We start from the raw sequence: 21,022 nt of genomic DNA on the forward strand, positions 1-21,022 counted from the left end.
CGGGGGTTTGTTTTTTAAACCCAAGACTGGCGCTGGCCCTTGTGGGACGTTGACTTGCTAACGATTACAGGCACCGCGCACTAGCTGACACCGCGCTGACGCCATCGCAGGCAAGCCTGCCCCCACAGAAAATGCAGTGTTCTGCACGGATCCCTGTGGGAGTTGGCGTGCCAGTACCCTTGTTTGTTATTTGAAGCGGCGTTCCACGCCTTTCTCAACGAGGATCTTCGCGGAGATCTCTTCCACCGAGAAGTGGGTGGAGTTGATGTGGGGAATGTTCTCGCGGCGGAACAGGTTCTCCACTTCGCGAACTTCGAATTCGCATTGGGCAAAGCTGGCGTAGCGACTGTTGGGCTTGCGTTCGTGACGGATTGCGGTGAGGCGGTCCGGGTCGATGGTCAGGCCGAAGAGCTTGTGCTGGTGCCGTTTCAGGGCCGAGGGCAGTTGCAGGCGCTCCATATCGTCTTCGGTCAGTGGGTAGTTGGCCGCACGGATGCCGAATTGCATGGCCATGTACAGGCAGGTCGGGGTCTTGCCGCAGCGCGACACACCCACCAGGATCAGGTCGGCCTTGTCGTAGTAGTGGGTGCGCGCGCCGTCGTCGTTGTCCAGCGCGAAGTTCACCGCCTCGATACGCTCCATGTAGTTGGAGTTGCCACCGATCGAGTGGGATTTGCCCACTGAATAGGACGAATGGGCGGTCAGCTCCTGCTCCAACGGCGAGAGGAAGGTCGAAAAAATATCGATCATGAAGCCATTGGAGGTCGCCAGTACCTCGCGAATGTCCTGATTGACGATGGTGTCGAAGATGATCGGGCGCGCACCATCGCGTTCTGCGGCGGCATTGATTTGCTGTACCATGGTGTGCGCTTTTTCCACGCTATCAATGTACGGTCGCGTGAATTTATTGAAGGGAATGTTCTCGAACTGCGCTAGTAGGCTTTGTCCCAGGGTCTCGGCGGTGATGCCGGTGCCATCGGAAATAAAGAAAGCAGATCGTTTCATTTGCGCCATGGGCCTTAAGCTGGTGACGAATCTTGGATATGATAGGTTCGGTTTGCCGAACAACCCTTGTCGGCATTCTCACTTATTTTCCAGGTCCAGGCCACAAGCGCCCGGCACGTTCCTAGCGAAATCGCCGGCGTCCTGAGCTTTTCCAATACAGTTAGTGGAGAGATCACCTTGGTAGAGTACGTAGTTTCCCTCGATAAGCTCGGCGTCCATGATGTGGAGCATGTGGGGGGCAAGAACGCATCCCTCGGCGAGATGATCAGTAACCTTGCCGGCGCCGGTGTATCGGTTCCTGGCGGCTTTGCCACTACGGCTCAGGCATACCGTGATTTTCTTGAGCAGAGTGGCCTGAACGAGCGTATCCACGCCGCCCTGGACGCGCTGGACGTAGACGACGTCAACGCCCTGGTAAAAACCGGTGCACAGATTCGTCAGTGGGTGATGGACGCAGAGTTCCCGGCGCGTCTGGATGCCGAGATCCGCACCGCCTTTGCTGAAATGTCCCAGGGCAACCCGAACATGGCGGTCGCCGTGCGCTCCTCGGCCACCGCCGAAGACCTGCCCGACGCCTCGTTCGCTGGCCAGCAAGAGACTTTCCTGAATATCCGTGGTGTGGACAACGTGATCCGCGCCGCCAAGGAAGTCTTTGCCTCCCTGTTCAACGACCGTGCCATCGCTTACCGCGTGCACCAGGGCTTCGACCACAAGCTGGTGGCCTTGTCGGCTGGCGTGCAGCGCATGGTCCGCTCCGAAACCGGCACCGCCGGTGTAATGTTCACCCTCGACACCGAGTCGGGTTTCCGTGACGTGGTCTTCATCACCGGCGCCTACGGCCTGGGCGAGACCGTGGTGCAAGGCGCGGTGAACCCGGACGAGTTCTACGTCCACAAGAACACGCTGCAGGCTGGCCGTCCGGCGATCCTGCGCCGCAACCTGGGCAGCAAGGCGATCAAGATGATCTACGGCGACGAGGCCAAGGCCGGTCGTTCTGTCAAGGTCGTCGATGTCGAGCGTGCCGACCGTGCCCGTTTCTGCCTCAGCGACGCCGAAGTCACCGAGCTGGCCAAGCAGGCCATGATCATCGAGCAGCACTACCAGCGCCCGATGGACATCGAGTGGGCGAAGGACGGTGATGATGGCAAGCTGTACATCGTTCAGGCCCGTCCTGAAACGGTGAAGAGCCGTTCCAGCGCCAATGTCATGGAACGCTACCTGCTCAAGGAAACCGGCAAGGTGCTGGTGGAAGGCCGTGCCATCGGTCAGCGTATCGGTGCTGGCAAGGTGCGCGTGATCCACGATATCGCCGAAATGGACAAGGTCCAGCCAGGCGACGTGCTGGTCTCGGACATGACCGACCCGGACTGGGAACCGATCATGAAGCGCGCCAGCGCGATCGTTACCAACCGGGGCGGGCGTACCTGCCACGCCGCGATCATTGCGCGTGAACTGGGCATTCCTGCCGTCGTAGGTTGTGGTAACGCCACTCAGGTGCTTAAAGATGGCCAGGGCGTGACGGTTTCCTGCGCCGAGGGCGACACCGGTTTCATCTTTGAGGGTGAGCTGGGCTTCGATGTGCGTCAGAACTCGGTCGATGCCATGCCTGACCTGCCGTTCAAGATCATGATGAACGTCGGCAACCCTGATCGTGCCTTCGACTTTGCCCAGTTGCCCAACGCCGGTGTCGGTCTGGCGCGCCTGGAGTTCATCATCAACCGCATGATCGGCGTGCACCCGAAAGCACTGCTGAACTACGCCGGGCTGCCTCAAGAACTGAAAGACAGCGTCGACAAGCGTATCGCCGGCTACGACGATCCGGTCGGCTTCTATGTCGAGAAACTGGTTGAAGGCATCAGCACCCTGGCTGCGGCATTCTGGCCGAAGAAGGTCATCGTGCGCTTGTCGGACTTCAAGTCCAACGAATACGCCAACCTGATCGGCGGCAAGCTCTACGAGCCGGAAGAAGAAAACCCGATGCTGGGCTTCCGCGGTGCCTCGCGTTACATCAGCGAGTCGTTCCGTGACTGCTTCGAACTCGAGTGCCGTGCGCTCAAGCGTGTGCGCAACGAGATGGGCCTGACCAACGTCGAGATCATGGTGCCGTTCGTCCGTACCCTGGGTGAAGCCAGCCAGGTGGTCGACCTACTGGCCGAAAACGGCCTGGGTCGTGGTGTGAATGGTCTGCGCGTGATCATGATGTGCGAACTGCCATCCAACGCCATCCTGGCCGATGAATTCCTGGAGTTCTTCGATGGTTTCTCCATCGGCTCCAACGACCTGACCCAGCTGACCCTGGGCCTGGACCGTGATTCCGGGATCATTGCCCACCTGTTCGACGAGCGTAACCCTGCGGTCAAGAAGCTGCTGGCCAACGCTATCCAGGCGTGCAACAAGGCAGGCAAGTACATCGGTATCTGTGGCCAAGGCCCATCCGACCATCCGGACCTGGCCAAGTGGCTGATGGAGCAGGGCATCGAGAGCGTCTCGCTGAACCCTGACTCCGTGCTTGAGACCTGGTTCTTCCTGGCCGAGGGGCAAGGCGCAACAAACTGATGCGCTGAAACGAAACGCTCGACCGCCGGTGTTTGGCGCTCGAGCGTTTCCACCGAATTTTTCAGGGCGTGTTCCAGTGATGGTGCTCGCCCTTTTTTGTGCAAGAGATCTATGCAAAGCAGCAGTAGCCTTTTCCCTGTGGCCTTGCTCAGTGCCGAGCGCCGGGGCGACCTGAGTGAAGATGTCTACCGCATCAAGGCTGGCAACAGCCCTGATCGCACGGTAGAGCTGGCAGTGACGCGACTGGGCCTGGCGGATCAGGAACAGATTCGTGGTGTGCCGGTGATCCTTCTGCACGGCAGTTTTTCCAACCGGCGTTTTTGGTATTCGCCGCGAGGCATTGGCCTGGGCGCCCATCTGGCTCGGGCTGGCTTCGATGTCTGGATGCCGGAAATGCGCGGTCATGGCTTGTCGCCGCGCAACCGCGAGTATCGGCAAAATCGCGTGGCCGATTACGCTCGTTACGACCTGCCGGCAATTGCCGCGTTTGTGTGTGAGCAGACGGGCCAGGTGCCGCATTGGTTGGGGCATTCCTTGGGCGGAACGACCCTGGCGGCGGCATTGGGGGGCAACTGGCTGGGCGCCGAACAGGTGGCCAGTGCCGCATTCTTTGGCACCCAGGTCAGTCGCATCTACTGGCCGCTGAAAATTCCGCCGGTGGAATGGACCTCTCGGCTATTGCTCAAGCGCTTTGTGCATCTGTCTGGTGCTCGGCTGGGACGCGGTCCCGAGGACGAGCCGATCGGCCTGGCACTGGAAAGTATGCGCTGGCATGGGTTGTTTGGCCGTTTCGGTGACAAGAAGCAGGACTGGTGGGCCGGCCTTGCCGATGTTCAGGTGCCCGTGCTGGCAGTGGCAGGGGCAGGGGATCATCAGGACCCCGTCTGGGCCTGTCGCAAACTGTTCGAGCAACTGGGTAGCGAGCACAAGCAGTTCGTGCGGCTGGGCGCGGACGAGGGCTTTGATAATTTCGGCCATGTCGACATGTTGGTGAGCAAGCCGGCTCAGGTGCAAGTCTGGCCTCTGGTAGAGCGTTGGTTGCACGATCCGCTGGCGCCGCTGCTGGGCAGTCGCGAACAGAGCGTTTCTCCAGAGCCTCGTTATGGCTAATATGTGACGATTGCTGTTGTTTTGGTCACTTTATGTTTGAGTTAGGGCTATGTTTGTTGCGCTTGAGCGTCTGATCAATCTGCAGGAGGGCTACCGCAAGACCTTTCAGGTGAGTGGTCAGCAACTGTTGCTGCTGGTAGTCGACAATCAGCCGCTGCTGATTGAGAACCGCTGCCCGCATCAGGGTGCCCCTCTGCACAGTGCGACCCTGGAAGGGGATGTGCTGCGCTGCCAGCGGCATGGCATTGAATTTCGTTTGCCGTGTGGTCAGCCGATACAGCAGGGTGCCTGTGCCGGCTTGAAGGTGTTCCGACTCGCCTATGAGGGTGACCGAATCGGTATCGACGTGTAGCCTTGGCCTAAAGCCGGATCGCCATGTCTCGTCAATCGCAAGAAACTGTGAGTTCCGACATCCATTGTCTTGGCAAGTGACAGGAGTTTCCCATGCATTACCTTACCCCTGATTTGTGTGACGCCTACCCTGACCTGGTGCAGGTGCTGGAGCCGATGTTCAGTAACTTCGGTGGTCGTGATTCCTTTGGTGGCGAGATCGTCACCATCAAGTGTTTCGAGGACAACTCCCTGGTCAAGTCGCAGGCCGACCTTGATGGCAAGGGCAAAGTACTGGTGGTTGATGGTGGCGGCTCGCTGCGGTGCGCCTTGCTGGGTGACATGATCGCGGAGAAAGCTGCGAAAAACGGCTGGGAAGGCCTGGTGATTTACGGCTGCATCCGCGATGTCGACGCCATTGCCCAGACCAATATTGGCGTCCAGGCGCTGGCCAGCCATCCGAAGAAGACCGACAAGCGTGGTATTGGCGACCTCAATGTGGTCGTGACCTTTGCCGGTGTGACCTTCCGTCCGGGTGAATATATCTATGCCGACAATAACGGTGTGATCGTTTCGCCAAGCCCGTTGAAAATGCCTGAGTAAGTTCTGAAGCTGGTCTGTGGGGTGGGGATGTTCGAGGAAGAAAACGCGCAATGGGGGCTGGTACATGCCCTGGTGCTGGATGGAAAAGGCGGTGCGCGTTCGATTGCCCGGACTGAACTGGACGATCTTCAACTGCAGTCAGAGCAAAGCCTCTGGTTGCATTGGGATCGCAGTCACCCGCAGACCCAGACCTGGCTGCGCCAGGACAGCGGCTTGAACGAGTTCGCCTGTGACCTCTTGCTTGAGGAAAACACGCGGCCTCGTTTGCTGTCGTTGCCCGATGCGCAGATGCTGTTGTTTCTGCGTGGGGTCAACCTCAACCCCGGTGCCGAGCCGGAAGATATGGTCTCGGTACGCATCTTTGCCGAGGCGCAGCGGGTGATTTCGCTGCGTCTGCGTCCGTTGCGGGCGTCCGATGAGGTCTTGCAGCAGTTGGCAGAAGGCCGCGGCCCGAAGTCGGCCTCCGAGCTGCTGTTGGCACTGGCCCAGTTGTTGACCGAAAAGGTCCAGGCACTGGTCAGTGATCTGTCTGAAGAGGTGGACGGCGAAGAAGAAAAGCTGGAAACCGACGAACGGTATGCACCTGAACATGGCAGCATGCTGCACATGCGCCGTCGTGCTGCCGGGTTACGTCGCTTCCTGGCACCACAGCGGGAAATCTACGCGCAATTGGCCCGTAACAAGGTGCCGTGGTTCGCCCAGGAAGACGCTGATTACTGGAATGAACTGAACAACAGCCTGATTCGCTACCTCGAAGAGCTGGAGTTGACCCGTGAGCGTGTTGCACTGGTGCTGGAGAACGAAGACCGGCGCTTGAATCAGCGGATGAACAGAACCATGTACCGTTTCGGTATCATTACCTGTATTTTTCTGCCCATGAGTTTTCTGACAGGCCTGTTGGGGATCAATGTCGGCGGTATTCCAGGTTCTGAAAGCCCCTACGGCTTTCTCTTTGCCAGTGTCCTGCTGATCGCGTTGGCGTTGGGACAGTGGTGGTTGTTTCGGCGCTTGCGTTGGGTCTGAGTCGTCACATGATGATGCGGGTGCCCGGTGCGGCCCATGTGACCGATGCCACGGCGGCCTCGTCTTTGACAGATACTGCGCGAGGTGCCTATGCACGATCCGTTTGAAGAATCTCTGCGAGACCTGCTAAAGGCTTCGCCTTCCGGCCGCGAGCGTGATGATGACGCTTGCCTGGGCCGTGTCCTGAAAACCGCCAACCGCCAGGTCGGTGCCGGTGATCTTTTCAGCTTGCTGGGTCGCTGGATCCAGGCGCTGATGATCGCCCTCAACAATGGCTCGGCGCATGTTGCGCCGGTACGCCGCAGTGCTTCTGCCCGTAAAGCTGATAAGGCCGATTGAATATGGAACTAGATCTCTGGACCCAGAGCCTGGTCACCGCCATGACGGCGTTGTGGACCAAAGTGGCGAACTTCATTCCCAATTTGTTCGGTGCCCTGGTGGTGGTGCTGCTTGGCTTTGTCGTCGCCAAGCTGCTCGACACCCTGCTGTCGAAGCTGCTGGCCAAGGTGGGCCTGGATCGCCTGATGGCGGGCACCGGTTTGACCAAGATGCTGGGGCGAGTGGGCATCCAGGTGCCGATTTCGACCCTGGTCGGCAAGATCGTCTACTGGTTCGTGTTGCTGATTTTCCTGGTCTCCGCTGCCGAGTCGCTCGGGCTTGAGCGGGTTTCGGCTACGCTGGACATGCTTGCCCTGTACTTGCCGAAAGTGTTCGGTGCGGCCCTGGTGTTGTTGGCTGGTGTCATGCTGGCCCAGGTTGCCAATGGCCTGGTGCGCGGCGCGGCAGAAGGCATAGGCCTGGAGTACGCCGCCGGGGTTGGGCGGATCGTTCAGGGGCTGGTGATCATCATCAGCATCTCCGTTGCGATCAGCCAACTGGAGGTCAAGACGGACCTGCTCAACCACGTGATCGTGATTGGCTTGATAACCGTTGGTCTGGCCGTTGCCTTGGCCATGGGGCTCGGCAGTCGTGAAATTGCCGGGCAGATTCTGGCGGGCATCTACGTGCGCGAACTCTATCAAGTCGGCCAGCAGGTGCGGATTGGCGAGGTCGAAGGGCAGATCGAGGAGATCGGTACCGTCAAGACGACCTTGCTGACAGATGATGGTGAATTGGTGTCCTTGTCCAATCGGATTCTGCTGGAACAGCGAGTCAGTAGCCGCTGATCAGGCATTTTCTGCTAATGTATGCCGCCGCAAAATGGCCTCTGGCCATTTTGCAGGGCATTTGACCTGACTCTCGGCCAGATCTGTTTTGAATAAAGTTCACTCGCTGTCCATGCGTTACGACCCCCGCGAGCTCACTGATGAGGAGTTGGTGGCGCGTTCGCATGAGGAGCTGTTTCATGTTACTCGCGCCTATGAGGAGCTCATGCGGCGCTATCAGCGGACCCTGTTCAACGTCTGTGCACGTTATTTGGGGAACGATCGGGATGCTGATGATGTCTGTCAGGAGGTCATGCTGAAGGTGCTGTATGGCCTGAAGAACTTCGAAGGTAAATCCAAGTTCAAGACCTGGCTCTACAGCATCACGTACAACGAATGCATTACCCAGTACCGCAAAGAGCGACGCAAGCGTCGCTTGATGGATGCCCTGAGCCTCGACCCGGTCGAGGAGGCCTCGGACGACAAGGCCCCGAAACCGGAAGAGAAGGGTGGACTGGACAGATGGCTAGTGCATGTGAACCCGATTGACCGTGAAATTCTGGTGCTACGTTTTGTCGCAGAGCTGGAATTTCAGGAAATCGCCGACATCATGCACATGGGTCTGAGCGCCACGAAAATGCGGTACAAGCGGGCGCTTGACAAGCTACGTGAGAAATTTGCGGGCATTTCCGAAACTTAGTCGCACGCAAATATCTCTAACGTACCGGCAAGTTCTGCTAAACTTGCCCGCGAGTTGTCCCCCGGATTTGGTGGGACTGCTTAACAATCACCAGATGGGGATTTAACGGATGAAATTGAAAAACACCTTGGGCATTGCCATTGGTTCTCTTGTAGCCGCAACTTCGTTCGGCGCTCTGGCACAAGGCCAAGGCGCAGTCGAGGTGGAAGGTTTCGCCAAGAAAGAGATGTTCGACAGCGCTCGTGACTTCAAAAACAACGGCAACCTGTTCGGCGGCTCGATTGGTTACTTCCTGACCGACGACGTTGAACTGCGTCTCGGCTATGACGAAGTCCACAACGCCCGTGCTGAAGATGGTCGTAACATCAAGGGCTCCAACACCGCCCTGGATGCCCTGTACCATTTCAACAACCCAGGTGACATGCTGCGCCCTTACGTATCCGCTGGTTTCTCGGACCAGAGCATCGGCCAGAACGGTCGTGGCGGTCGTAACGGTTCCACCTTCGCCAACCTGGGCGGCGGTGCCAAGCTGTACTTCACCGACAACTTCTACGCCCGTGCTGGCGTTGAAGCTCAGTACAACATCGACCAGGGCGACACCGAGTGGGCTCCAAGCGTCGGTATCGGTCTGAACTTCGGCGGTGGCTCGAAGAAAGTTGAAGCGGCTCCAGCTCCAGTTGCTGAAGTGTGCTCCGACAGCGACAACGATGGCGTTTGCGACAACGTCGACAAGTGCCCAGACACCCCAGCCAACGTTACCGTTGACGCTGACGGCTGCCCAGCTGTTGCTGAAGTCGTTCGTGTAGAGCTGGACGTCAAGTTCGACTTCGACAAGTCGGTTGTGAAGCCAAACAGCTACGGCGACATCAAAAACCTGGCTGACTTCATGAAGCAGTACCCACAGACCACCACCACTGTTGAAGGTCACACCGACTCCGTTGGTCCTGACGCTTACAACCAGAAACTGTCCGAGCGTCGCGCTGGCGCCGTCAAGCAGGTTCTGACCCAGCAGTACGGTGTTGAGTCGAGCCGCGTTCAGTCCGTTGGTTACGGTGAGACCCGTCCGGTTGCCGACAACGCCACCGAAGCTGGCCGTGCTGTAAACCGTCGCGTAGAAGCGCAGGTTGAAGCTCAAGCCAAGTAATTGGTCTGATGCTTGAAAAAGCCCGGCTTAGGCCGGGCTTTTTTTCGTCTGCGATTTAGCGTGCGCTTCACGACTTGAGCAGGTAGACGAGCAGCGTCAGGTTGAGCAGCAGAGACAGCAGCGCCAGAGCGCGCCAGACTTTCAGGGGCTCACGCTCAAGCAGTGGGCGAGGCCGTAGTGCTGGCGACTGTTGGTCGCCCTGCTCAAGCAGCAGCAGCCATTGTTCGGCTGTTTCATAGCGTTGCAGTGGGTCGGCAGCAATGGCCTGGCTCAGGTTGCGGTCCAGCCAGTCGGGCACATCGGGTCGTAGGCGTGCTGCGCTGGTCGGTGTGCCAAAGCGTGGCTGCTGAAAGGCCTCGATCTCGCCGTAGGGATAGTGGCCAGTCAGCAGGTAGAAGAGTGTTACGCCAACCGCATAAAGGTCGTGTTGTGCGCTGGGTGGACAGCCCTGAAAGGCTTCTGGCGCGATGAACGAAGGTGTTCCTGGCAAGCCCTCTGTCGGTGTTTCGGACAGCCCCTGACAGTAGGCCAGGCCAAAATCCAGTACACGTAGCTGATCATCGGCAAGGTGCAGGTTTTCCGGCTTGATGTCGCGGTGCAGGATGTTGCGTCGGTGCAGTTGGCCGACCGCCCTTAGCAGTTGGCGGGCCACGTCCTGCCACTTCGCCAGTGGCAGGGGGCCTTCATTCTGGAGCAGCTCGGCCAGGGTCTGGCCGTTGTACTCGCGCATCAGGTAGTACAGGTGCTGGCGTTGCCCGGCAGTATGGACCTCGGGGAAATAGCGTCCGGCAACCCGGCGCAGGAACCATTCCTCCAGCAGCAAACCCTGTTGTGCACTGGGGTCGTCCTGGCGGCTGGCTGGCAGGGTTTTCAGCAGCCAATGCTGGTGCTGGTTGTCACGTACGCGATAGAGCATTGATTGGCGGCTGTGCGCGAGCAGGCGGTCGACCGTCCAACCATCGATAACCTGGCCCGGGCGCAGGCTGGGGGGTAATGGCCAGTCCTGCAACTGTGCAAGGCTGTCGCCCAGATTGGCTGGCCCCAGTTCCTCGACACGCACCAGCAAGGCGCTGGCATTGTCCTGGCTGCCGGCACGGTGTGCGGCACTGACCAGTGTGCGGGCCACCTGATCCAGATCGGCTTGTTCGCGCAGTTGGGTAGCGATGTGCTGCTCACTCAGGCGGGTCCAGACGCCGTCGCTCAGTAGCACATAACATTCGCCGGCCTGCAGTTCACCTTCGAGGAAATCCACCAACAGATGCTCATCGAGGCCGAGTGCGCGCTTGAGTACGTGCTGCATACCGGGTTGTTCCCAGACGTGGTCCTGGCTCAGACGCTGCAATTGACCGGCATGCCATCGGTAGGCGCGGCAGTCGCCGACATGCGCGAGGGTGAACCGTCGACCACGCAGCACCAGGGCGGTCAGGGTGGTCAGCAGTGGCTGGCCAGCCCCGTTGGCCCGTAACCAGCGATTCTGGGCGAGCAATAGACGCTCCAGGGCCTGGGCGACACCCCAGGTCGCCGGGGTGCTGTAGTAGTCCATGGCGAGGGCCTGCAGGGTGGCTCGCGCTGCCAGGCCGCCGTCGGCACACTGGCTGACGCCGTCGGCCAGGGCGAACAGGTAGCCCTTGCAGGCGGCCAGTTCGGGGGCGGGGGTCACCAGGCGCAGTGCATCCTGGTTTTCCTCGCGCGGACCGATGGCACTGGCCTGGGCACAACTCAACTGCAGGCCCATGGCTACCTCACACCCGGGCAGCGGTGACAGCTGCCGAGCCCCACGTGGTGCGCCAGCGGCGTTTAACACCATGCAGGCCAAACCAGGCCAAGACGCCGAGGCTGGCGAAGAACCATAGGCCCAGTTGATAGTCGCCGCTGTGTTGCTTGATTGCGCCCAGGCCGGCGGCCAGAAGGAAACCGCCGATGCCTCCGGCCATACCGATCAGCCCGGTCATGACGCCGATTTCCTGGCGAAAACGCTGCGGAACCAACTGGAACACCGCACCGTTGCCTGCGCCCAGGCCCAGCATGGCACTGACGAACAGCGCCAGTGCGGCCACGGCGCTGGGTACGTTGAACCCCACGGCTGCGATGCAGATGGCTGCCAGGCTGTACATCGCCAGCAGTGTGCGGATACCGCCGAAACGGTCAGCCAGTGCGCCGCCGAGCGGGCGCATCAGACTGCCGCCGAAGACGCAGGCTGCGGTGTAGTAGCCCGCAGTGACGGGGTCCAGATGGTACTGGTCGTTGAAGTAGCCGGGCAGGGCGCTGGCCAGGCCGATAAAGCCACCAAAGGTGACGCTGTAGAAGAACATGAACCACCAGCTGTCGCGGTCGCCCAGGGCTTTGAGGTAGTCAGCCACCGCTTTGGGCTTGGCGCGCTGTGGCGCGTTGCGCGCCAGCAGGGCGAACAGTGCCAGGGTCAGGATCAGGGGTGCCAAGGCGAAGCCAAAGACATTGTTCCAGCCAAAGGCTGCGGCCAGTACCGGTGCCAGAAGGGCGGCAAATACGGTGCCGGAGTTCCCCGCACCGGCAATGCCCATGGCCTTGCCCTGATGTTGGGCGGGGTACCACTGTGAAGCTAACGGCAGGGACACGGCGAAGGAGGCACCGGCCACACCGAGGAACACCCCCAGCAGCAGCGCGTGTTCATAGCTGTGAATCCCCAGGCGCCAGGCACAGAACAGCGCCGCAATGACAATCACCTGCCCGATCAGCCCGGCGGTTTTCGGGGACAGCCGGTCGACCAGAATGCCCATGATAAAGCGCAGGATGGCACCTGCCAGGATAGGGGTTGCGACCATCAGGCCGCGTTGTTGGGTGGTCAATTGCAAGTCACTGGCGATTTGCACCGCCAGCGGGCCCAACAGGTACCAGACCATGAAACTCAGGTCGAAATACAGGAAGGCGGCAAACAGGGTTGGGATATGGCCGGATTTCCAGAAGCTCGTATTCATCGAACACCTCGGTCAGCATTGCAACGGACGTCGTACCCCGGAGGGCGAAACGAAAAAAACGCCGCTGCCCGACCGGCCTGGACCGGAGGGCGAGCGACGTCTTTGTCGGAAATGTATGGCAACCGCCGTTGGCTACCTGTGACTACGAATTAGCAAGAGCCGGGCCAGAATGGCGATCAGCCAAGCAAGTCGCTCATGGCGATGACCTGCTCGGCCACTTGAATCAGTTTCTGCTGTTTGCTCATGGCCTGGCGCCGCATCAAGGTGTAGGCCTCGTCCTCGTTGCACTGCTTCATTTTCATTAACAAGCCCTTGGCCAGCTCAATTCGCTTGCGTTCGGCCAGTTGCTGGTCGCGCGCCTGCAGTTGTGCGCGCAGGGCCTGATCGCTCTCGAAGCGCGCCATGGCTACCTCGAGAATCGGTTGCAGGCGGCTGGCCTGAATGCCTTCGACGATGTACGCGCTAACCCCGGCATGGATGGCCTGGCGCATGATTTTGGGGTCGTGTTCGTCGGTAAACAGGACGATCGGTCGGGCAAGATCCCGATTGACCAGGACTACGTGTTCCATCACATCGCGTCCAGGTGACTCGGTATCGATCAGGATGACGTCCGGGCGCACCCTGTCGACGCGCGCGGGCAGGTCGATGGTCAGCCCGGATTCTTCAATGACCTCGAACCCGCCTTCGATCAGCGCGGCCTTGAGTCGGCCGACTTTTTTCTCGGTATCGTCGATCAGCAGGATACGCAGCATGGTCGCCTTTCCTCTCAGTGCTGGGCGTGCATTGCTGGCGCGGCGGCCAGGGCATGCAGGCGAAAGCTGCGGGCGTATCCATAAGGGTCGGTGCCGTCCCAGAGTGTTCCGTCGATCAGTTGGCTGCTGCGCATGGCCGATTCCGGACACGGGACGCCCAAGGCGCTGGCGGCTTCACGGTACAGTGGCAACTGATGAATGCGCTGGGCAACTGCCAGGTAGTCCGGGTCGTCACGCAGTAATCCCCAGCGGCGGAACTGGGTCATGAACCACATGCCGTCTGACAGGTAGGGCAGGTTGACGCGGCCGTTATCGTAAAGGCGCAAGGCATGCGGGTCGTGCCACTGGTTGCCGAGGCCATCGTGATAGTCACCCAACAGGCGCGGTTCAATGTGATTGACCGGCGTGTCCAGGTAGCTCTGGCCGCTGAGCAGTTGCGCGGTGCTGCGGCGGTTTTCGGGGCTCTGCTCGATGAAGCGACTGGCTGCCAACACCGACATTACCAGTGCCCGGGCGGTATTCGGGTAGCGTTCGACAAAGGCCCGTGTGCAGCCGAGCACTTTCTCCGGGTGGTCTGGCCAGATCGACTGGCTGGTCGCCAGGGTAAACCCCAGCCCCTGCTCGACAGCACTGGCTGCCCAAGGCTCGCCCACACAGAAGCCGTCTATCCGCCCGGCCTGCAGGTGCGCCGGCATCTGCATCGGCGGGATGACCACACTGTTGACGTCCTCCAGGGGGTGAATGCCCTGGCTGGCGAGCCAGTAGTACAGCCACATGGCGTGGGTGCCGGTCGGGAAGGTCTGGGCGAAGGTCAGTTTTGTCCGGTTTTGGTGCGCGTGGCGCTCCAGCGCTTCAGGATCGGTCACGCCCAGGTGTTGGAGTGACGTGGAGAGGTTGATGCTTTGCCCGTTCTGATTAAGCCCCATCAGCACTGCCATGTCGGTGGTGGTGCCGCCTCCGATGCCCAGGTGTACGGCATAGATCAGGCCGTACAGGCTGTGAGCGGCATCCAGCTCACCATTGACCAGCTTGTCGCGCAGGTTGGCCCATGAGCTTTGGCGTTTGAGGTTCAGGGTCAGGCCATAGGGCTGGGCAAACCCCTGGGTGGCGGCCACGACCAGCGGGGCGCAGTCAGTCAGGGCCATGAAGCCGATATCCAGGCTGTGCTTTTCTGGCGCGTCGCTGCCATTGACCCAGGCCAGTGGGTGTGCCGGGAATGTAGTGTTCACGTGATGTCTACCGCTCTGTCGTTCTTGCCTGCTCGAATGGAGACAGGTTGGGTAGAGGTGACAAAGCAACCCATATGCCAGACCAGGGTCGTGGTGCTGTCCTCTAGCCGGTGCCGCCGCTATAATCGCGGTTTTATTTCCGTCGAGCTAAGCCCGCCCATGTATAACCTGGCCCGCCAGCTGCTGTTCAAGCTTTCCCCGGAAACCTCCCACGACCTGTCCTTGGACCTGATCGGTGCCGGTGGTCGTCTGGGTATCAACGGTTTGCTGACCAAGGCCCCGGCCCGTTTGCCGGTGACCGTGATGGGGCTGTCGTTCGACAATCCGGTCGGCCTTGCTGCGGGCCTGGACAAGAATGGCGCGGCCATCGACGGCTTCGCTCAGTTGGGGTTTGGTTTCGTCGAGATCGGCACCGTCACCCCGCGACCGCAGCCGGGCAACCCCAAGCCGCGCCTGTTCCGTTTGCCTGAAGCTGAAGCGATCATCAACCGCATGGGCTTCAACAACCTGGGTGTCGACCACCTGCTTGCTCGCGTGCAGGCCGCCAAGTACCGTGGCGTGCTCGGCATCAATATCGGCAAGAATTTCGATACGCCGGTCGAGCGGGCTGTGGATGACTACCTGATCTGCCTGGGCAAGGTCTACAACCATGCCAGCTATGTTACGGTCAACGTCAGCTCGCCGAATACCCCCGGGCTTCGTACCCTGCAGTTTGGCGATTCGCTCAAGCAATTGCTTGAAGCCTTGGCCGAGCGTCGAGAGCAGTTGGTGAATGAGTACGGTAAGCGTGTACCGCTGGCCATCAAGATTGCCCCGGACATGAGCGACGAAGAGACCGCGCTGGTGGCCGCAACATTGCTGGAATCGGGTATGGACGCGGTGATCGCAACCAATACCACCCTCAGTCGTGAAGGGGTTGAAGGCTTGCCGCATGCTGATGAGGCGGGTGGCCTTTCGGGCGCGCCGGTGCTGGCGAAGAGCACCCACACCGTGAAGATTCTTGCAGGTGAGCTGGCCGGGAAAATGCCCATTATCGCCGCGGGTGGCATTACCGAGGGGCGGCATGCGGCAGAAAAAATCGCTGCAGGCGCCAGCCTGGTACAGATCTACTCGGGCTTCATCTACAAGGGGCCTGCGCTGATTCGCGAAGCGGTAGACGCTATCGCCGCGTTGCCGGGTCGCTGAACCGCAGGCATAAAAAAGGGCCCCGTCAGGGGCCCCTGGGCCTTAGCCCGCCGCCCGGATAGGGCTGGCATGGTTAATCGAATTCGATCCTCGTTCAGCCAACGGCGTGAAGTTCGTTGAGTCTATGGATACCCGCAGTGCCGGTCATACCGTCCCAGTTGTCGCCACGTCCCTCACGCCAGCCGTTAATCCAGGCTTGGCGTACCGACGGTAGAGTGAAAGGGCAAAGCTCGCGGGATTTGCCGGTGACCCCATATTGGTAGCCACGTGAAAAAGCTCGTTCCAACGGATCACGCTTAAGTCTTCTCATAGGGTGTTGCCCTCACTTGTTGACTGTAATGTCCCGTCGGCCTCGTCTGAGGCCGGGCAGAATCGTTCTGCCGGTATGTGCTCGCTGCCGGCGTCGCGAGCAATAAGTGTTGCCCCGTTGCGGTGACAACATAGTTTGATTTCTAACCAATGCACGACACACTGTGAATGACCGATTTGTCATAAGGACGTAACCTTTCATAGGGTCACAAGGATAAGTAAAAATTTGCTACAGCGATGGAATCTCGGAAAAGGCCGCTATCATCAGGCTTTGCCCGTAGATGTAGTCAGTTGGCCAGTGCTGGAAGTGACCTTCAGCCAGGCGAAGAAAACGACGAAGGGTCATCACGATTCTTTTGTAACGGATATTTTCACTCTGCGCGGTGAACAGTGCGGTGTTGCCCTGTGCAGCGGCCTGTTCTTCCGGGTGGCCCGGTACCCTGCTCGGGTACCATTCGAATACTTGATGGAAGGGTGTTCGATCAAACATCGAAAGGGCGATGCGCTTGCCCTTTCACTTATTGCTCAAGGCTTGGAAAACTCATGTCGGACCGTTTCGAACTTTACTTAACCTGCCCCAAGGGCCTGGAAAGCCTGCTAGCCGAGGAGGCGCGTGGGCTTGGCCTTGAAGAAGTGCGCGAGCACACTTCAGCCATTCGCGGCACGGCCGACATGGAAACCGCCTATCGCCTGTGCCTCTGGTCGCGTCTGGGCAACCGCGTGTTGCTGGTGCTCAAGCGCTTCTCGATGAAGAATGCCGATGACCTGTACTACGGCGTACATGACGTCGAGTGGGCTGATCATCTGGATGCTGCCGGTACACTGGCCGTTGAGTTCAGCGGTCATGGTTCGGGCATCGATAACACGCACTTCGGCGCCCTGAAGGTCAAGGATGCCATTGTCGACAAGCTGCGCACGCCAAGTGGCGAGCGACCATCGGTCGACAAGCTCAACCCGGACCTGCGCGTTCACCTGCGCCTGGATCGCGGGGAAGCGATTCTGTCGCTGGACCTGTCCGGGCACAGCCTGCACCAACGTGGCTATCGTTTGCAGCAGGGTGCTGCCCCATTGAAGGAAAACCTTGCGGCGGCGGTGCTGATCCGTGCCGGTTGGCCGCGTATCGCTGCCGAGGGTGGCGCGCTGGCTGACCCCATGTGCGGTGTCGGTACGTTCCTGGTCGAAGCGGCGATGATCGCCGCCGACATCGCCCCGAACCTCAAGCGCGAACGCTGGGGTTTCAGCGCCTGGCTGGGCCATGTCCCGGCCTTGTGGCGCAAGCTGCATGACGAAGCCCTGGCGCGTGCCGAGGCTGGCCTGGCGCGACCACCGCTGTGGATCCGTGGCTATGAGGCCGACCCGCGACTGATTCAGCCGGGGCGCAACAACGTCGAGCGTGCAGGTCTGAGCGACTGGGTGAAGATTTACCAGGGTGAGGTAGGCTCGTTCGAGCCGCGTCCAGACCAGAACCAGAAAGGCCTGGTCATCTGTAACCCCCCTTATGGTGAGCGTCTGGGTGATGAAGCCAGCCTGCTGTACCTCTACCAGAACCTCGGCGAGCGGCTGCGCCAGGCCTGCCTGAACTGGGAGGCGGCGGTATTTACCGGTGCACCGGATCTGGGCAAGCGCATGGGTATCCGCAGTCACAAGCAGTATGCCTTCTGGAACGGGGCATTGCCGTGCAAGCTGCTGTTGATCAAGGTACAACCGGATCAGTTCGTCACCGGCGAGCGCCGTCAGCCTGAGCGCGATGGCAATGACGCCACGCAGCCGACCGTTGCATCGGCCAGCGAACCAGCACGCCTGAGTGAAGGCGGGCAGATGTTCGCCAACCGCCTGCAAAAGAACCTCAAGCAATTGGGCAAGTGGGCCAAGCGCGAGAACATCAGTTGCTACCGCCTCTATGATGCCGATATGCCGGAGTACGCCCTGGCCATCGATCTCTATCAGGATTGGGTGCATGTGCAGGAGTACGCGGCACCGCGTTCGATTGATCCGGAAAAGGCGCAGGCGCGCTTGTTCGACGCCTTGGCCGCAATCCCTCAGGCCTTGGGTATCGACCAGAGTCGTGTGGTGGTCAAGCGCCGCGAGCGGCAGTCCGGCACGCGTCAGTACGAGCGGCAGAACACCCAGGGGCAATTTACTGAGGTCAATGAAGGCGGGGTCAAGCTGTTGGTCAACCTGACTGACTACCTGGACACCGGCCTGTTCCTCGACCATCGCCCGATGCGGATGCGTATCCAGCGTGAAGCGGCCGGCAAGCGCTTCCTCAACCTGTTCTGCTACACCGCGACGGCCAGCGTACATGCGGCCAAAGGCGGCGCACGCAGCACCATGAGTGTCGACTTGTCACGTACGTACCTGGATTGGGCGCGGCGCAACTTCTCGCTCAACGGCTTCTCGGATAAAAACCGCCTGGAGCAGGGTGATGTGATGGCCTGGCTACAGGCCTGCCGTGACGAGTACGACCTGATTTTCATCGACCCGCCGACGTTCTCCAACTCCAAGCGCATGGAAGGTGTGTTTGACGTTCAGCGTGACCATGTCGAGTTGTTGGACCTGGCAGTGGCACGGTTGGCACCGGGCGGTGTGTTGTACTTCTCGAACAACTTCCGCAAGTTCCAGCTGGATGAGCGTCTGAGCGAGCGTTATGCGGTAGAGGAAATCAGCGCCCAGACACTGGACCCGGACTTCGCACGCAACAGCAAGATCCACCGTGCCTGGAAGATTCAGGCACGCTGAGTCAGGGAGATGGTGGGGTGCTCAAACCGTGGTTATCAACCATCGGTAAAGGGTGCCTCTGGAGCCGCCGAAGGCTGTTCAGGTGCAATGCCTGGACAGCCTTCGGTTATGGTATTAGCCCCAGAGGCATTAGCCTCAGGGTTGTGCGGCGGCTGTGCTGTTCACCAGCTTGGGCTGGCGGTACAGGTCGAGCAGCACCTGGTCAAGGATTGACGAGGCGCCCCAAGGTTTTGGGTCGTTGATGATCGCCACCACGGCCCAGGTATTACCGTTGCTGTCGCGGCTATAGCCGGCAATGGCCCGCACGGTATTCAAGGTGCCCGTCTTGATATGGGCCTCACCGGCCATGGCGGTACGCTTGAGGCGTTTACGCATGGTGCCGTCCATGCCGGTCAAAGGCATCGAGCTGATGAACTCGGCGGCATAAGGACTCTTCCAGGCAGCCTGCAGCAGCGTGGCCATTTCGCGTGCGCTGACCCGTTCGGCACGGGACAGGCCTGAGCCGTTTTCCATGATCAGGTGCGGTGCGGTAATGCCCTTTTTCGCCAGCCACTGACGGACCACGCGTTGCGCTGCGCGCGCATCATCGCCATCGGCGTCGGTGCGGTATTGCGCGCCCAGGCTGAGGAACAACTGCTGAGCCATGGTGTTGTTGCTGTACTTGTTGATGTCGCGAATGATCTCGACCAGGTCCGGGGAGAATGCCCGAGCCAGAAGGCGGGCGCTCTTGGGCAGGGCGTCTACCCGATCGCGACCGTCGATGCTGCCGCCCAGCTCATTCCAGATTGCCCGTACGGCACCGGCCGCATAGGTAGGATGATCAAGCAGGGAGAGATAGGTTTGGGAGTTGCAGCCTTCAGCCAGTTGGCCGCTGACAACCACGGTGACGCCATCGGCCTGCGTTATCGGGTTGTAGCGTACATCGCCCGTGCATTGCTTGCCGGCTACGGCCTTGACCTGATTGTCGATGTGGATACTGGCGATCGGTGGTTCGACCGACACCAGCACCTTGCCGCCGTCGTTGCGTGCAACGAAACGCAGGGCCTTGAGGTTGATCATCAGCGAGTCGGGCTTGACCAGAAACGGCTTGTTTTCGTCGCCGCCGTCGTCATTGAACTGGGGTAGCTGGGGCTGGACGAAATGGCTGCGGTCGAGCACCAGATCGCCGGTAATGCGTTGCACGCCATTGGCGCGCAGGTCACGCATCAGCAACCAGAGTTTTTCCATGTTCAGCTTGGGGTCGCCACCCCCCTTGAGGTACAGGTTGCCTTGCAGCACGCCGTTGCTTAGCGGGCCGTCACTGTAGAACTCGGTTTTCCACTGATGGGTAGGGCCGAGCATTTCCAGTGCCGCATAGGTAGTGACCAGTTTCATGGTCGAGGCCGGGTTGACCGAGACATCGGCATTGAACACGGTGGGCGTTCCGGGGCCATTCAACGGCAACATCACCAGCGACAGCGCGGAGTCCTGTAGCTTGTTGGTCTTCAGTGCCTGTTCGACTTTTGGAGGCAGGGTCGTGTTTACGGCAGCCGCATGGGCGGGCAATGCCAGCGGCAGCAACAGGCCAGCAACAAGAAGAGGGCGTAGTGATTTGATCATCTGAGGTAGAACCCTGCGAGCGAGGGGTGAAAAAAACGAGGCGATATAAGATGGACGCCCCGGTATGACAAAAATATAGCGCCCATTATGCCCCAAGCGGCGCAGCGATGGGGCGCTTCATCTACCTTGGTCGTCAGGTGAGACGCGAGCTTTTGTACGGCTTGGTTTTTCTGCCGCGGCGTTTTAGTCGGGCAGCCGGGAGGCAAAACTGATAGAGTGCGGCGCGTTATTACTTAAGAGGATTGTTTCATGGCGACCAACCGTTCCCGCCGTTTGCGTAAAAAGCTCTGCGTGGGTGAATTCCAGGAGCTGGGCTTCGAACTGAACCTGGAGTTCAAGGAAGATCTGACCGAAGAAGCTGTCGATGCCTTCCTCGATGCTTTCCTTGTAGAAGCGATGGATGCTAACGGCCTGGACTACGTCGGCGGCGATGACTTCGGTCTGGTCTGCTCGGCCAAGCGTGGCTCGGTGACTGAAGCACAACGCGCTGCTGTCGAAGCTTGGCTGAAGGCTCGCAACGAGCTGACCAAGATCGAACTCAGCCCGCTGCTCGATGCCTGGTATCCGGAAAACGAAATCAATCCGGTTGCTTGATATCCAGTGAAACGGCAGCCTCAGGGCTGCCGTTTTCATTTTGCG

General features: G+C 59.9%; 20 protein-coding genes. 12 read left to right on the top strand and 8 right to left on the bottom strand.

Translation table 11 applies throughout. From position 1 onward, the window contains the following. Window positions 1-186 precede the first annotated feature (186 nt). A complete protein-coding gene (gene ppsR, locus IE038_RS05600; protein WP_163939592.1) occupies window positions 187-1,005 on the bottom strand; it encodes a posphoenolpyruvate synthetase regulatory kinase/phosphorylase PpsR in 819 nt (272 codons plus the stop codon). A 177-nt stretch (window positions 1,006-1,182) separates the two neighbouring features. Here ppsR and ppsA point away from each other — a divergent pair, with 177 nt between their 5' ends. The 9 genes from ppsA to IE038_RS05645 all read left to right on the top strand — a co-directional run bounded on the left by ppsA (window position 1,183) and on the right by IE038_RS05645 (window position 9,616). Next, window positions 1,183-3,561, top strand: coding sequence for a phosphoenolpyruvate synthase (gene ppsA, locus IE038_RS05605; RefSeq protein WP_163939590.1), 2,379 nt, complete (start codon window positions 1,183-1,185; stop codon window positions 3,559-3,561). Between the two features lie 111 nt (window positions 3,562-3,672). Continuing rightward, window positions 3,673-4,671: an alpha/beta fold hydrolase gene (locus IE038_RS05610; RefSeq protein WP_163939588.1), complete on the top strand. Its 999-nt coding sequence runs from the start codon at window positions 3,673-3,675 to the stop codon at window positions 4,669-4,671. Between the two features lie 49 nt (window positions 4,672-4,720). Then, on the top strand, window positions 4,721-5,023 hold the full coding sequence (locus IE038_RS05615) for a Rieske (2Fe-2S) protein (RefSeq protein WP_163939587.1): 303 nt from the start codon (window positions 4,721-4,723) through the stop codon (window positions 5,021-5,023). A gap of 92 nt (window positions 5,024-5,115) precedes the next feature. Continuing rightward, complete coding sequence (gene rraA, locus IE038_RS05620; protein ID WP_189395289.1) at window positions 5,116-5,604, top strand: ribonuclease E activity regulator RraA; 489 nt, start codon at window positions 5,116-5,118, stop codon at window positions 5,602-5,604. Between the two features lie 27 nt (window positions 5,605-5,631). Then, window positions 5,632-6,627, top strand: a complete 996-nt coding sequence (cmaX, locus tag IE038_RS05625; RefSeq protein ID WP_163939585.1) for a divalent cation transporter CmaX — start codon at window positions 5,632-5,634, stop codon at window positions 6,625-6,627. 84 nt (window positions 6,628-6,711) lie between these two features. Continuing rightward, window positions 6,712-6,966, top strand: a complete 255-nt coding sequence (locus IE038_RS05630) for a CrfX protein (protein WP_176717402.1) — start codon at window positions 6,712-6,714, stop codon at window positions 6,964-6,966. Between the two features lie 2 nt (window positions 6,967-6,968). Then, window positions 6,969-7,793 carry a mechanosensitive ion channel family protein gene (locus IE038_RS05635; protein WP_163939583.1) on the top strand — a complete coding sequence of 275 codons (825 nt, stop codon included), beginning with the start codon at window positions 6,969-6,971 and terminating at the stop codon, window positions 7,791-7,793. 88 nt (window positions 7,794-7,881) lie between these two features. After that, window positions 7,882-8,472, top strand: coding sequence for an RNA polymerase sigma factor SigX (sigX, locus tag IE038_RS05640; RefSeq protein WP_176717403.1), 591 nt, complete (start codon window positions 7,882-7,884; stop codon window positions 8,470-8,472). Window positions 8,473-8,581: 109 nt separating this feature from the next. Continuing rightward, window positions 8,582-9,616 (top strand): OmpA family protein, encoded by a 1,035-nt coding sequence (locus tag IE038_RS05645; protein ID WP_189395290.1) that lies wholly within the window; start codon window positions 8,582-8,584, stop codon window positions 9,614-9,616. Window positions 9,617-9,683: 67 nt separating this feature from the next. On the opposite strand, the gene IE038_RS05650 is transcribed toward IE038_RS05645, so the two are convergent. From IE038_RS05650 to IE038_RS05665, 4 genes are all read right to left on the bottom strand, one after another. Beyond that, entirely contained in the window at window positions 9,684-11,351 is a 1,668-nt protein-coding gene (locus tag IE038_RS05650) for a bifunctional protein-serine/threonine kinase/phosphatase (RefSeq protein WP_163935337.1), read from the bottom strand. A 7-nt stretch (window positions 11,352-11,358) separates the two neighbouring features. Next, on the bottom strand, window positions 11,359-12,570 hold the full coding sequence (locus tag IE038_RS05655) for a nitrate/nitrite transporter (protein WP_163935334.1): 1,212 nt from the start codon (window positions 12,568-12,570) through the stop codon (window positions 11,359-11,361). 176 nt (window positions 12,571-12,746) lie between these two features. Beyond that, a complete protein-coding gene (locus IE038_RS05660) occupies window positions 12,747-13,322 on the bottom strand; it encodes an ANTAR domain-containing response regulator (RefSeq protein ID WP_163935330.1) in 576 nt (191 codons plus the stop codon). Between the two features lie 14 nt (window positions 13,323-13,336). Continuing rightward, the gene (locus tag IE038_RS05665) at window positions 13,337-14,551 is read right to left on the bottom strand and encodes a CmpA/NrtA family ABC transporter substrate-binding protein (protein ID WP_163935327.1); all 1,215 of its coding nucleotides are present in this window, start codon (window positions 14,549-14,551) and stop codon (window positions 13,337-13,339) included. A 159-nt stretch (window positions 14,552-14,710) separates the two neighbouring features. Here IE038_RS05665 and IE038_RS05670 point away from each other — a divergent pair, with 159 nt between their 5' ends. Next, the gene (locus IE038_RS05670) at window positions 14,711-15,736 is read left to right on the top strand and encodes a quinone-dependent dihydroorotate dehydrogenase (RefSeq protein ID WP_189395291.1); all 1,026 of its coding nucleotides are present in this window, start codon (window positions 14,711-14,713) and stop codon (window positions 15,734-15,736) included. A gap of 94 nt (window positions 15,737-15,830) precedes the next feature. Here the strand turns inward: IE038_RS05670 and rmf are convergent, their stop codons facing one another. Beyond that, window positions 15,831-16,046: a ribosome modulation factor gene (gene rmf / locus IE038_RS05675; protein ID WP_010223328.1), complete on the bottom strand. Its 216-nt coding sequence runs from the start codon at window positions 16,044-16,046 to the stop codon at window positions 15,831-15,833. A 228-nt stretch (window positions 16,047-16,274) separates the two neighbouring features. Further along, window positions 16,275-16,535, bottom strand: coding sequence for a hypothetical protein (locus IE038_RS05680; RefSeq protein WP_163935324.1), 261 nt, complete (start codon window positions 16,533-16,535; stop codon window positions 16,275-16,277). A gap of 53 nt (window positions 16,536-16,588) precedes the next feature. Here IE038_RS05680 and rlmKL point away from each other — a divergent pair, with 53 nt between their 5' ends. Next, window positions 16,589-18,784 carry a bifunctional 23S rRNA (guanine(2069)-N(7))-methyltransferase RlmK/23S rRNA (guanine(2445)-N(2))-methyltransferase RlmL gene (rlmKL, locus tag IE038_RS05685; RefSeq protein ID WP_163935322.1) on the top strand — a complete coding sequence of 732 codons (2,196 nt, stop codon included), beginning with the start codon at window positions 16,589-16,591 and terminating at the stop codon, window positions 18,782-18,784. Between the two features lie 135 nt (window positions 18,785-18,919). Here rlmKL and dacB read toward each other — a convergent pair whose 3' ends face one another. Then, window positions 18,920-20,383, bottom strand: a complete 1,464-nt coding sequence (gene dacB, locus IE038_RS05690; RefSeq protein WP_163935319.1) for a D-alanyl-D-alanine carboxypeptidase/D-alanyl-D-alanine endopeptidase — start codon at window positions 20,381-20,383, stop codon at window positions 18,920-18,922. A 249-nt stretch (window positions 20,384-20,632) separates the two neighbouring features. Here dacB and IE038_RS05695 point away from each other — a divergent pair, with 249 nt between their 5' ends. Beyond that, entirely contained in the window at window positions 20,633-20,977 is a 345-nt protein-coding gene (locus IE038_RS05695) for a YggL 50S ribosome-binding family protein (RefSeq protein ID WP_065761161.1), read from the top strand. Window positions 20,978-21,022 lie beyond the last annotated feature (45 nt).

It is taken from the genome of Pseudomonas laurentiana (assembly GCF_014648275.1).
GTDB lineage: Bacteria > Pseudomonadota > Gammaproteobacteria > Pseudomonadales > Pseudomonadaceae > Aquipseudomonas > Aquipseudomonas laurentiana.